The following is a 12,760-nucleotide window of genomic DNA, read 5'->3' as shown; positions in this document are numbered from 1 at the left end:
AGCCCTCAGGCCTTCTGCTCGAACACCACATAAATCTTGCGGCAAGGCTCCAGCACTTCCCAGGTGCCCTTGAACCCGGCCGGAATCACGAAGCGATCGCCCGCCCGAAGTGTCTTGGCATTGCCTTCGGCATCCCGCAGCACCGATACGCCCTGAACGATTTCGCAGTATTCGTGTTCCGTATAGTTGACCGTCCACTGGCCGACCGCACCTTCCCAGACCCCAGCATTCATCTGGCCGCATGGGCTGTTGTAATGATTGAACACCGCCTGTTCAGGATCACCCTTGAGTATTTTGGTGGGGTCCGGGCGATAGCGTTCGGGGGTAGTATTGGCCTGGCTGAAATCGACGATGTCCTGAATATGCATGCAAGTGATCCCCGGAGATAGCTGGAAGGCCTCGAGTCTATGTTTATTAAAACGAACATCGCAAGGCCGTTTGCCAGCGTTATGTCAAATATATTGAAACATTAGCGGCGGCTGGTTTAGGGTGGCGGATGTTCCGTGCCGATAACAGCGCCGAAAACGGGCTGGCCGGGCAGAATTCTTGAGCGCTGCGGGTGCCGCGGCGTTCCTACCCAATAAGAGGAGGACACTCGCATGACCACCCTGACTCGTGCCGACTGGGAACAGCGTGCCCGCGACCTGAAGATCGAAGGCCGCGCTTTCATCAACGGCGAATACACCGATGCGGTGTCCGGCGAAACCTTCGATTGCCTCAGCCCGGTCGATGGCCGCCTGCTGGGCAAGGTCGCCAGCTGTGACGTGGCCGATGCCCAGCGCGCCGTCGAAAATGCTCGCGCGACGTTCGATTCCGGCGTCTGGTCGCGCCTGGCGCCGAGCAAGCGCAAAGCCGCCATGATTCGCTTCGCCGGGCTGCTCAAGCAGAACGCCGAGGAGCTGGCCCTGCTGGAAACCCTGGACATGGGCAAGCCGATCAGCGATTCGCTGAATATCGACGTGCCCGGGGCCGCCCAGGCGCTGAGCTGGAGCGGTGAAGCCATCGACAAGATCTACGACGAAGTGGCCGCGACGCCCCACGATCAGTTAGGCCTGGTGACCCGCGAACCCGTCGGCGTGGTCGGCGCCATCGTGCCGTGGAACTTCCCGCTGATGATGGCTTGCTGGAAGCTCGGCCCTGCGTTGTCCACCGGTAACTCCGTGGTGCTGAAACCATCGGAAAAATCCCCGCTGACCGCGATCCGTATCGCCGCCCTGGCAATTGAGGCGGGTATTCCCAAAGGTGTGCTGAACGTTCTGCCGGGCTACGGCCATACCGTTGGCAAGGCGCTGGCCTTGCACATGGATGTCGATACGCTGGTATTCACCGGCTCGACCCGGATCGCCAAGCAACTGATGGTCTATTCCGGAGAATCCAACATGAAGCGCGTCTGGCTGGAAGCCGGCGGCAAGAGCCCGAACATCGTGTTTGCCGATGCCCCGGACCTGCAAGCCGCCGCCGAATCCGCCGCCAGTGCAATTGCCTTCAACCAGGGCGAAGTCTGCACCGCCGGCTCGCGCCTGCTGGTGGAGCGTTCCATCAAGGACACCTTCCTGCCGCTGGTGATCGAGGCCCTCAAGGGCTGGAAGCCTGGCAACCCGCTGGACCCGGCCACCAATGTCGGTGCCCTGGTCGATACCCAGCAGATGAATACCGTGTTGTCCTACATCGAGGCCGGTCACAGCGACGGCGCCACGCTGGTGGCGGGCGGCAAGCGGATCCTCGAAGAGACCGGCGGCACTTACGTTGAACCGACGATCTTCGATGGCGTGAGCAACGCAATGAAGATCGCCCAGGAAGAAATCTTCGGCCCGGTATTGTCCGTCATCGCCTTCGACAGCGCCGAAGAGGCCATCCAGATCGCCAACGACACGCCATACGGCTTGGCTGCCGCGGTGTGGACCAAGGACATCTCCAAGGCCCACCTGACCGCCAAGGCGCTGCGCGCCGGCAGCGTCTGGGTCAACCAGTACGACGGCGGTGACATGACCGCGCCGTTCGGTGGCTTCAAGCAGTCCGGTAACGGCCGGGACAAGTCGTTGCATGCGTTCGACAAATACACCGAGCTGAAGGCGACCTGGATCAAGCTCTGATGAAATGACGGCTCCGGATCCGGTTCGGGCCCTCAAGTAGCGCTAGTCCCCTGTGGGAGCGAGCTTGCTCGCGATCAGCGGTATGACAGTCGACGACATCGTTGAATGTCGCGCCGCCATCGCGAGCAAGCTCGCTCCTACAGGTTTTTCTGGCGTTCAGAAATCATCATTCCAGCCCAGCCACAGTGGCGAGGGAGCTTGCTCCCGCTGGGTTGCGAAGCGGCCCCAGCTTTTACGACTGCTTCGCAGCCGAGCGGGAGCAAGCTCCCTCGCCACGGGGTAGCGTCGTCGCTGATCGCTGATATTCCGCGTTCTGTGACCTCTGTGTGGGAGCGAGCTCGCGATAGCGGTGTGACAGTCGGCAAATATGATGAATGTATGACCGCCATCGCGAGCAAGCTCGCTCCCACATTGGTTTTGAGTGATTGCTACAGGAGCAGGGAAATGCGTTGGGCGACTTATTTCGCCGTGTTGGCGTCTGTCCTGAGTGTCGGCCTGGCCCTGGGCGTGAGCATGCCGCTGGTGTCGCTGCGCCTGGAGGGCTGGGGTTACGGTTCGTTCGCCATCGGCGTTATGGCCGCCATGCCGGCCGTTGGGGTGCTGGTCGGGGCCAAGGTATCGAGCCGACTGGCGGCGCGCTTCGGCACGGCGGCATTGATGCGCCTGTGCCTCTGGGGCGGGGCGCTGTCCATCGGGTTGCTGGCGCTGTTGCCCAGTTATCCGGTGTGGTTGCTGCTGCGGCTGTTGATCGGCGTGGTCCTGACGCTGGTGTTCATCCTTGGCGAGAGCTGGATCAATCAATTGGTCGTCGAACAATGGCGCGGCCGGTTGGTCGCGCTGTACGGCAGCAGCTATGCGTTGAGCCAACTGTCCGGTCCGTTGCTGCTCGGCGCCCTTGGGACCGACCACGACTATGGCTTCTGGGTGGGCGTCGGCCTGCTGCTGGTCTCGCCCTTATTGTTGCTTGGCCGTAGCGGGGCGCCCAGCAGTGAAGCCAGCAGTGTCACCTTCAAGGATCTCTGGGGCTTTTGCCGGGGCTTGCCGGCGATTGGCTGGGCCGTGTCGTTGTTCGCCGCCTTTGAAGCCATGATCCTGACGTTGCTGCCCGTCTATTGCTTGCGCCAGGGCTTCAGCGCCGATGTCGCGCTGGCGATGGTCAGCACAGTGGTGGTCGGCGATGCCTTGCTGCAATTGCCCATCGGTGCGCTGGCCGATCGCCTTTCGCGTCGCTCGCTGTTCACTGGCTGCGCGGTGGTCTTGATGTTGTCCAGCCTGGCAGTGCCGCTGCTGATCGACACGCTCTTCATCTGGCCGCTGTGGGTGCTGTTTGGTGCCAGCGCGGGAGGGCTGTTCACCTTGTCGCTGATTTTGATCGGCGAGCGTTATCGCGACGATGCGTTGGTCCGGGCCAACGCTCATATTGCCCAGCTTTGGGGCATTGGATGCCTGGTTGGACCTTTGTTGGCGGGGGCGGGCAGCCAATGGATCAGCGGGCACGCGCTGCCCCTGTTCATGGCTGCGGGGGCGTTCGGGTTGGTGATTCTGTTGTTGCGACAAGGCGCGTTCGGAGCGACACAGCCCGCCTGAAGATAGAAGAGGCCGGCGACGAGGGAGCTTGCTCCCTCGCCACAAAGGCGGACTGCCAGAAAAGCAGTCAGCCCTCAGAGCATGCTCTCAAGCCCGATCGTCGTGGCGAACCAGGCATTGAACCGGCGCCACCAACTGCCTGGCTCGCGGTCCAAGTCGTGTAGCTTGCCGTTGTCTTCGGTGGTCCATACCATCCTTCCCTCTTCAAGCCGGGCTTGATAACTCAGGGTCGGCGCCATCCCCTGTAACGCCAGCTCGCGCACCTGGTCGGCAAGCTCCGGGCTGTCCACCAGGACACCGACCTCGGTGTTCCACAGGACCGAACGCGGGTCGAAGTTGAACGAGCCGATGAAGGACTTCTGCCGGTCGAAGATGATCGCCTTGCTGTGCAGGCTGGAGTCCGACTCGCCGTAGGACTTGCTATAGAACAGATGTGGGCTGCTGCCATTGTCGCCCGGCTGGCGTCGCAGTTCGAACAGGCGCACGCCGTGCTGCAACAGGGCCTTGCGATACGGCGCGTAGCCGCCGTGAACAGCGGGCACATCAGTGGCTTCCAGGGAGTTGGTCAGCAGGCTCACCGATACGCCGGCATCGGCGCGACTGGTCAGGTACACCAGGCCCGGCTGGCCGGGGACGAAGTAGGCCGAGATCATGATCAATTCCTTGCTCACTCCGGTCAGCTCCGGCCCCAGTTGCGTTGTCAGCAGCAATTGGGGGTCAGGCTCATCCCTTGACAGTACTTTGCTAGGCGCGTCCCACAATGCCTGGTTCCAGGCCCAGATCAATTGACTGCGCCAGGTGTCCAGGCGTGGCTGGGTCTTGTAGGTGGTCAGCTGTTGATACAGCGCCTGGTTTTCCTTGTGCGTCTGATCAAGGGACGCTTGCAGGCGCAAGCGGCTGTCGGCCAAGTCCTGGGCAGTGGGCCGATGGGACATGAACTGCTCGATGGGCTTGCTCAGGGCGCTGTTCCAATACTGGTCGAAGCTATGTCCCAGCTGCTCGGCCACCGGCCCGACGCCGAGCAGGTCGATGTCGGTGAAGTTCAGGTTGGGTTCGGCATCGAAATACTCATCCCCCAGGTTTCGGCCTCCGACGATCGCCATGCTGTTGTCCGCCAGCCAAAGCTTGTTGTGCATCCTTCGATGCTGCAACGACAGGTTGAACAGCCGCCCGAGGCCGCGGGTCACGCCGGTGGCGCGGCCAAGATGCAAAGGGTTGAACAGGCGGATCTGGACGTTGGGGTGGGCAGCGAGCGTCGCGATGGTCTCCTCTTGCCCGTCGCTGGTGGTGTCATCCAGCAAGATGCGCACGCGTACGCCCCGGTCGGCGGCCTTGAGCAACTCGTCCACCAGCATTCGCGTGCTGATCCCGTCATGGACGATGTAGTACTGCAAGTCCAGGCTGCTTTGAGCGTTGCGGATCAATTCGGCACGGGCGGTGAAGGCCTCGGAGCTGTCCGACAGTAGACGAAAGCCCGAGCGGCCCTCGTGAAGAGCGGCTTGGGCCTGGACTGAGCGACCGAAGGTCGAATGCTCCGCCGCTAGCGCCTGGCTGGGCTCGCGAGTGATATCCAGGCTCGCGCAGCCGCAGAGAGTCGTGGCGAGCAACAGAGCGAATGTCAGGGGAACGTGGGGTTTCAAGTCGAATCATCCCGGGTCGTTGCGAAGGAGTATGGCACGGCTTTTTGATCCGTCATGCCTGCGAGATGCGATGCCCCTTGGGTGTGGGACACCGCCTCCAAGGCCAAGAGAGCCACGCGTTTTGCTGAAAAACATGGCGCGTCGAGGAGCCTTTTCCTACAGAAAAATCCCATCTGGTAGGCAACGATACGCAGGCATTGCTGCCGGTGGCTGGTTTCCTTCCCTGATAGCCATCGCATGACTCCACTCCCTCCCATTCCACAGGTAAGTAATCATGAAAAAAATATTCCTGGCCAGCATGCTGGCTGCTGCTTCCACGCCCATGATCGCCCAGGCGGCCAGTGTTGATTTGAATGTAACTGGCCGGGTCATTCCGACCTCCTGCGTTCCGGCATTTGCCGGTGGTAGCGATGTCAACCTAGGCCGGATTTTTTCGTCCACCCTGGCCCCCGATCGGCAGAACGATCTTCCTCAGCGGGACGTCAGCCTGCAAATCACCTGCTCCGCTCCGGCGGCCGTGGAAATTGCCGTGACTGACAACCGCGGTGCTTCCAAAGTGCCGGGCCTGTCCTTCAACGGAAGCCGAGGCGATGATCTGTATTACGGCCTGGGTAGCACCCAGGGGGTCGGCATCGGTGGTTTCGGTTTGTTGGGTGGCCAGCCTCGGGCCGACGGCGCTTTGCAGTCACTGCTGCTACGAACGGCGGCCAATCCGGGCTGGAGCGTGCCGACCAATGGTTTGGTGACCAATGCGCCAACGACTTACTCCTGGGGGGGTAGCCCGGCAGCCGGTCCCGCACCGGCTCGTCTTCACACCTTCCCGATGAAAGTCGCCGCGGTCATTCGCGCCACGTCCGAATTACCGGCTACCACCGATGACTTCGATCTCGACGGTTCGGTTACGTTCGATGTGTTTTATCTCTGACTCCTGGCGCATGACGACGCGTGATGCGCGTCTGTAGGGCCATCGATTCGCCTGAGGAGCCGTGCTCCTGCGGGTAGGTTTGATGCCGACGAGACGTGTCTGGCATGTCTCGGTCGGTGCCTCTGGAGATTCCCATGTTTGTTCGAAATTGCTCGCTGTGGACGAGTGCGATGGCAGCGCTGTGCCTGCCATTCATAGGCCTTGGCGCCCAGGCGGCCGGAATGGTCCCGGAAACGCCGGTTGTGATTGTCGACCAGGGCATAGGGGAGGCGACCCTGAATGTCAGGAATACGGACGATCAACCGGCATTGCTCTATAGCGCTGTCCTTGACCTTCCGCAGGACAAGGAACCGTTGCTCCTGGTCAACCCTCCCGTGGCTCGACTGGAACCCGGCCAGAGCCAGCAAGTGCGTTTTATCCTTCACAGTGCCGCTGTCTTGCAGACGGAGCGGCTCAAGCGCGTCGTGTTCGAGGGCATCAAAGCGCGTCCGGCGGCGAGCGGCGCACAAATCTCCATGGGCGTGCGCCAGAACATCCCGGTGATTATTCGTCCGGCTGGCCTGGCAACGGAGCGAATGCCTTGGAAACGGCTGGTCTGGAGCGCCAGGACCGGTGAGATAAGCGTGAGCAATCCCAGCCCCTATGTTGTGAGGCTGGCGCGATCGGTGAGTCTGATTCCCGGTGGTGCAACACTGGATATCGGCCGTACCTATATCCTGCCGGGGGAAACGCTGGCGTTCGCCACGCCATCGAGCCTGGGCACACATGTCCGGTTGTTCCCAGCCACCACCTACGGGTTTGCCGCTGGTAGCCACGACGCACGCTTGAGCTTGCAGTAGTGGGCCTGGGTGTCTTCTGGCGGCCTGTCGGCAGCCTGGTCCTGATGTCGATTGCCTGGACCGAAGCCTCGGCACAGGCGTCCGATGAATTTGACCGTTCGGTGCTCGAAGCGCGAGGGATCGATCCGAATGTCGCCGAGTACTTTCGCAGCGCCGCGCGGTTTGCCGCAGGACGCAACCGCGTCGCCCTGAATGTCAATGGCGTACCTTCCGGGCAGATCTCCGTGACGTTCGATGACGAAGGGCAGTTGTGCGCCGATGCGAACTTGTTTGAGCACGTGGGAATCGCCGCGCCGTCGAACGTGAATCCAGGCGTTGATGAGGCGCTTTGCCTGTCTGCCGTACAAGCGTTGGCCGGCTTCCAGGTGCAGCTTGATCCGGGACAGAACCTGGTTTCATTGGTGGTGCCCGCCGACTTGCTGGCGACGCCAGGGCAGCGTCCCGGCGGCTGGGACTCCGGAGGGGTGGCGGGTGTGTGGAATTACGATGCTCTGGTCATCGACGGTTCCGCTGCGGGGCAGTCCAGCCACTATCGCAGCTTGGGCACTGAGCTGGGTTTCAATGCCGGAGATTGGGTCGTACGCAGCCGCCAGAATTACACGTCGTTCCAGGGCGTGACGCGTTTCGAGACGCTGTACACCCAAGCATCCAAGACCTGGGAGCGATTTGGCGCGCAGGTGCAGTTGGGCCAGTTGAACATGCGTTCCTCGTTGTTTTCCACGGGCCCGTTCACCGGGGTGCAAATCTTCCCGGAAACGGCGCTTTCCGCGGATGCGGGTGGGCTGGGCGCGGGATCCGAGGTCCAAGGGTTGGCCTATTCGACGGCCCGAGTCGAGGTCCGTCAGAGTGCCATCGTGATCTATACCACTCTGGTCCCCCCCGGGCCGTTCACCTTGCGCGACCTGCCGCTGATCAGTGATAGGTTGGATCTGGAAGTCAGCGTGTTCGAAGAAAGCGGTGAGCGTCGCGACTTTCATGTGCCTGCCGCGCAAGTGCGTCCCGCGAGGCTAGGCACCCTGCCCAGTTATGGATTGGCGGCAGGCAGGATCCGGCAGATCGGGCGTGACCATGACACCCCGTCATTTTTTGCCGCCAGCCGGGACTGGCGATGGGGCCCTCGGACGCAGACGAGCGCAGGGTGGATGGGGGCCGACGGTTACCAATCCATTGGATGGGGCGTTTCTCAAGCACTGACCCCAGCGACCGTGCTGACCCTGCAGCAGCTCGGTTCACGCACGACACGAGGCATCGGCGGCCAAGAGATCCAGGCCACACTCAACACGACGCTGGGCGACGGGCTATCGGTCGGTTTGACAGCGGGCCAGCGCAGCCCTGGGTTTCGATACTTGTCTGAGGCCGGGCGTGATGCCGTTGGAGGTGACCCGTTTGCCCGCGCGGCCAATCACTGGAGCCTATCGCTGAGGAGAGCGGATCCGGCTTGGGGTGCGCTGAGCGGATCATTGGCTCGGTATCAGGGCGGGGGTGGAAAAGCTCATTCGAGGGTCAGCGCGGCATGGTCGCGGGGTTTCGACTGGGCGACGTTTTCGCTGAGCCTTGAACACGACAGGTTTGAGCAAGCGGGTAGATCAGGTGCGTTCGTCAACGTGGATGTTCCCCTGGGACGCAACCGAAGAATAAGCACTTCTGTACGTTACGATGATTCGAGAGGAGTGCGCAGTGGCGCACGTTATTCGGAGCAGGTCAGTGACAGCCTTGGCTACAGCATCGGTGCCGATCGCTTCGCCGACGACCGGAACGACTTCAACGCCAGGCTTAACGCCGTGCCCCGTTATACCAGCGCAGAACTGGGGTATTCCCAGAGCAGCGCCGGCGCGCGCCATTATGACCTGACGCTACGCGGCGGGTTGGCTTTGCACGACGAGGGCGTGACGCCTTCGCCGTATCCGCTGCGCGACACGTTTGGCCTGCTCAAAGTCGGCGACTACGCCGGAGTCAAGATTGGAACGCCCCAGGGGCCCGTCTGGACCGATGGAGCCGGGCGTGCGGTGGCGGCTGAACTGCCGCCTTACCAGGCGAGCCGTGTTGAAATCGACACGGTCAGCCTCCCTCGCAACATTGAGGTGCCAAATGGTTACCAAGAAGTGCGGGCAGCGCGCGGCGCTGTGCCGCGGCTCGACTTCCAGGCCGCCAGGGTTCGTCGCTTGTTGCTATACGTGCGCAACGAAGAGGGGGTACCCATGGCCAAGGGCCTTGGGGTTTACGACCACGCGGGTCAGTACTTGACGACGGTGGTCGACACGGGCCTGGTATATCTGGAGGATGCCCCTGTCGTGGCAAAACTCTCTATAGCGCTTGCCGATGAGCAAATCTGCCGCTTGGAAATCGATACTCGCCAGATGCCGGCATCCTCAGCGCCTATTGATCGTCTTGAGGTGGCTTGCCAGGTTGGCTGAGCGTACCTGCACCGCCGATCATTCAGTGATCGATGAGCTTCATTGGACGTTGGCGACATCGCTCAACAGCTTGCTCGCGGCGGCACCCACCTTGCGTACAGCATCTTCGATTTGCGCCGTTGGCTTGGCAGCGTAGTTCATGCGCAGGCAATTACGGTATTTGCCAGATGCCGAGAAAATACTGCCGACCGCGATCTGGACCCCTTGGTCATGAAGCATGCGGTTGAGCTTCAGCGTATCGAAGCCTTCCGGCAACTCGACCCAGAGCATGAAGCTGCCACGAGGGCGGCTGGCGCGGGTGCCCTGGGGGAAATATCGGCTGACCCAGTCCATCATTACGTCGCGATTGCGCTGGTATTGCCCGCGCATGCGGCGTAAATGCGGCTCGAAATGACCAGCCTTGAGAAACTCGGCAATAGCGATCTGGGGCTGCGGCGCGGTAGATCCCGTGCTGATGTACTTCATGTGCAGCACCCGTTCCAGATAGCGGCCGGGAGCAACCCAACCCACTCGCAGGCCCGGCGCCAAGGTCTTGGAAAAAGAACTGCAGAGCAGGACGCGCCCATCTTCGTCGAAAGACTTTATGGTGCGCGGACGCGGGTAGGTGTAGGCCAGTTCGCCATACACATCGTCTTCGATAATCGCCACATCAAAGCGCTGTGCCAAGGTCAGGAGGGCGCGTTTGTTGGCCTCGGGCATGATGTAACCCAAGGGGTTATTGCAGCTCGGGGTCAACTGTATGGCCTTGATCGGCCATTGCTCCAGCGCCAGTTCCAAAGCTTCCAGGCTGATGCCAGTGAGTGGGTCGGTGGGGATTTCCAGGGCTTTCATGCCCAGGCCTTTCAGCGTCTGCATGGCGCCATGGAAGCTGGGTGAATCCACCGCGACGATGTCGCCTGGCTCGCAGGTGGCGCGGACGCTCACTGACAGCGCTTCGTGGCAGCCGGTAGTGACAATCAGATCGTTGGCGCCCAGTTGGCAGCCGGAGTCCAAGGACAGCCGGGCGATCTGTTCCCGCAGTTCCAGGTTGCCATAGATGTTGTCGTAATACAGGCCGGGCATGTCTTGTCGTCGGCTGATCTGCGCCAGGCTGCGAAGCAATGGCTTCATGGTTGGCGAATGGATATCCGGCATCCCGCGACCCAGCTGCACCACGTCTTTGCGCGGTACGGCGCGTATCAGTTCCAGCACTTGGTCCCATTGTGAAATGTCCACCGGGCGCTGGGCTGGACGGCCCACCGCCGGCAGGTCCGGCAGTTCCCGGCTGACCGGCACGAAATAGCCAGACTTGGGTTTCGGCATTGCCAGCCCGCTGTCCTCCAGCACGCGATAGGCCTGCTGGACCGTGCTCAGGCTGACCCCGTGTTCGGTGCTCAAGGCGCGCACCGACGGCAGCCGGTCACCGGGGCGGTAGAAGCCTTGTTCGATACGGGTGCCGAGCAGCTCGGCGAGGTTCACGTACAGCGTCATGGTGCGTTCTCAGTGAAGTGGGAAAGCGACAACCAATACAGTTGCGGCGCAAAACTTCGATTCAGTGCCGAAAACGCCGATTCTGTATGCTTATAAAAGACATCGCCTGAATCTGTATTGCTTTTGGCCGTCCGCGCATCATGAAAGCTCTGGCTACCCAAGTAAACAGGAGCGATCAAAAATGAACGGCTTGAGCGATGTACGGCTGACGTTACACAGTCAGGAACTGGCGGCTGGGCAGGAAAAGGAGCTGCGCAGCGGGGCTTTGCGCAATGCGCCAGCCGGCCTGAGTCGCTGGGGACTGTTCTGGCATCGTTTGCATACACGCAAAGCCCTGTTGGACATGTCGACCGAACAGTTGCGTGATATTGGACTGAGTCGGGAGCAGGCGCGGGCGGAAGGCTTGAAGCCGTTCTGGCGGATTTGAATCGATAAGAAACCTGTGGCGAGGGAGCAAGCTCCCTCGGCCCCTGTCACACCAGTTCTTTCAATCTATGCCACAACATCCCCAATGCCAGCAGCGGTGAGCGCAAATGTTTGCCCCCTGGGAATGTCATGTGCGGCACCTTTGCAAAAAGATCGAAGCCACCTCCCTGTTGCCCACTGATTGCTTCGGCCAGCAGTTTGCCCGCCAGGTGCGTGGCGTTTACGCCATGGCCCGAGTAGGCCTGAGCGTAATACACGTTCGGCTGACCCTTGAGGCGGCCGATCTGTGGCAAGCGGTTGGCGCCGATGCCGATCATCCCGCCCCATTGATAATCGATTTTCGCGTCCGCTAACTGAGGGAAAACCTTGAGCATTTTCGGACGCATATAGGCGCCGATGTCCTGCGGATCGCGCCCGGAATAATGACAAGCCCCGCCGAACAACAAGCGGCGATCCGCCGAAAGCCGGTAATAATCCAGCGCCACCCGCTGATCACAAACGGCCATGTTCTGCGGTAATAGCGCATGTGCCTGAGTTTCGCTCAACGGCTCGGTCGCGATGATGTAGCTGCCGGCCGGCAGCACTTTGCCGCTCAACTCCTGGTTCAAGCCATTGAGGTAGGCGTTGCAGCCCAGCACCAGGGTATTGGCGCGGACGGAGCCGTGCTCGGTATGTACTTTTACTTGATGGCCATAGTCGATGCGGGTGACGGCTGATCGTTCGAACAGTCGAACTCCCAATTGCTGGGCCGCCGTGGCTTCTCCCAGCGCCAGGTTGAGCGGATGCAGGTGACCCGAACCCATGTCGACCAAGCCGCCAACGTAACGATCCGAGCCCACCACGCTGTGCATTTCGTCAGCGCGCAGCAGTCGGGTCTCGTAGCGGTAGCCCAGGCTGCGCAATTCTTCGGCGTCTTCGGCGAAGCCCTCGAGGTCGCCGGGTTTGTTCGCAAGGTCACAATAACCCCAGGTCAGGTCGCAAGAAATCTGAAAGCGCTCGACTCGTTGTCGGACGATTTCCACCGCCTCAAGCCCCATCAGTTTCATCTGACGGACGCCGTCGTTACCGACGACCGAAGCAAACTGGTCGAGGCCGTGCCCAACGCCGCGAATCAACTGGCCGCCGTTGCGTCCGCTGGCACCCCAGCCAATTTTATGTGCTTCGAGCAACACCACGCTCATCCCGCGCTCGGCCAGTTCGATGGCCGTGTTCAACCCGGAGAACCCGCCGCCCACCACACAGACGTCCGCGATCAGCTCGCCTTGCAACACCGGATGGTCCGGCTGCGGCAGGCTGCTGGCGGCGTAATAAGAGGCGGCGTGCGCGTGGCTCGGGACAGGTTGCTGAACACGGGCGTTCATGTGCG

At 61.4% G+C, this 12,760-nt stretch carries 10 protein-coding genes; 6 read left to right on the top strand and 4 right to left on the bottom strand.

The window, feature by feature from the left end:
- Positions 1 to 5: 5 nt before the first annotated feature.
- Positions 6 to 368: a cupin domain-containing protein gene (locus J3Q04_RS24735; RefSeq protein ID WP_420767161.1), complete on the bottom strand. Its 363-nt coding sequence runs from the start codon at positions 366 to 368 to the stop codon at positions 6 to 8.
- A gap of 231 nt (positions 369 to 599) precedes the next feature.
- Between J3Q04_RS24735 and J3Q04_RS24730 the strand changes: the two genes are divergently transcribed.
- On the top strand, positions 600 to 2,093 hold the full coding sequence (locus tag J3Q04_RS24730; RefSeq protein WP_420767162.1) for an aldehyde dehydrogenase: 1,494 nt from the start codon (positions 600 to 602) through the stop codon (positions 2,091 to 2,093).
- Positions 2,094 to 2,537: 444 nt separating this feature from the next.
- Positions 2,538 to 3,680 carry an MFS transporter gene (locus tag J3Q04_RS24725; RefSeq protein WP_420767163.1) on the top strand — a complete coding sequence of 381 codons (1,143 nt, stop codon included), beginning with the start codon at positions 2,538 to 2,540 and terminating at the stop codon, positions 3,678 to 3,680.
- 74 nt (positions 3,681 to 3,754) lie between these two features.
- On the opposite strand, the gene J3Q04_RS24720 is transcribed toward J3Q04_RS24725, so the two are convergent.
- On the bottom strand, positions 3,755 to 5,320 hold the full coding sequence (locus tag J3Q04_RS24720; protein WP_420767164.1) for a phospholipase D family protein: 1,566 nt from the start codon (positions 5,318 to 5,320) through the stop codon (positions 3,755 to 3,757).
- A gap of 274 nt (positions 5,321 to 5,594) precedes the next feature.
- On the opposite strand from J3Q04_RS24720, the gene J3Q04_RS24715 reads away from it, so the two are divergent.
- The 3 genes from J3Q04_RS24715 (at position 5,595) to J3Q04_RS24705 (ending at position 9,498) form a co-directional block, all read left to right on the top strand.
- Positions 5,595 to 6,245 (top strand): DUF1120 domain-containing protein, encoded by a 651-nt coding sequence (locus J3Q04_RS24715; RefSeq protein ID WP_434608869.1) that lies wholly within the window; start codon positions 5,595 to 5,597, stop codon positions 6,243 to 6,245.
- Between the two features lie 134 nt (positions 6,246 to 6,379).
- Positions 6,380 to 7,084: a fimbria/pilus chaperone family protein gene (locus tag J3Q04_RS24710; protein ID WP_434608871.1), complete on the top strand. Its 705-nt coding sequence runs from the start codon at positions 6,380 to 6,382 to the stop codon at positions 7,082 to 7,084.
- Positions 7,084 to 9,498, top strand: coding sequence for a fimbria/pilus outer membrane usher protein (locus tag J3Q04_RS24705; protein WP_434608873.1), 2,415 nt, complete (start codon positions 7,084 to 7,086; stop codon positions 9,496 to 9,498). The genes J3Q04_RS24710 and J3Q04_RS24705 overlap by 1 nt, the downstream gene beginning before the upstream one ends.
- A 39-nt stretch (positions 9,499 to 9,537) precedes the next feature.
- Here J3Q04_RS24705 and J3Q04_RS24700 read toward each other — a convergent pair whose 3' ends face one another.
- Entirely contained in the window at positions 9,538 to 10,968 is a 1,431-nt protein-coding gene (locus tag J3Q04_RS24700; RefSeq protein WP_420767168.1) for a PLP-dependent aminotransferase family protein, read from the bottom strand.
- Positions 10,969 to 11,149: 181 nt separating this feature from the next.
- Here J3Q04_RS24700 and J3Q04_RS24695 point away from each other — a divergent pair, with 181 nt between their 5' ends.
- Positions 11,150 to 11,395, top strand: coding sequence for a DUF1127 domain-containing protein (locus J3Q04_RS24695; RefSeq protein ID WP_420767169.1), 246 nt, complete (start codon positions 11,150 to 11,152; stop codon positions 11,393 to 11,395).
- Positions 11,396 to 11,441: 46 nt separating this feature from the next.
- On the opposite strand, the gene J3Q04_RS24690 is transcribed toward J3Q04_RS24695, so the two are convergent.
- Positions 11,442 to 12,755 (bottom strand): NAD(P)/FAD-dependent oxidoreductase, encoded by a 1,314-nt coding sequence (locus J3Q04_RS24690; RefSeq protein ID WP_434608876.1) that lies wholly within the window; start codon positions 12,753 to 12,755, stop codon positions 11,442 to 11,444.
- Positions 12,756 to 12,760 lie beyond the last annotated feature (5 nt).

It is taken from the genome of Pseudomonas sp. D4-21, assembly GCF_051132125.1.
Classification (GTDB): Bacteria; Pseudomonadota; Gammaproteobacteria; order Pseudomonadales; family Pseudomonadaceae; genus Aquipseudomonas.
Note: the sequence above shows the minus strand (reverse complement) of the source record. Positions and strands in the feature narration are given on the sequence as shown.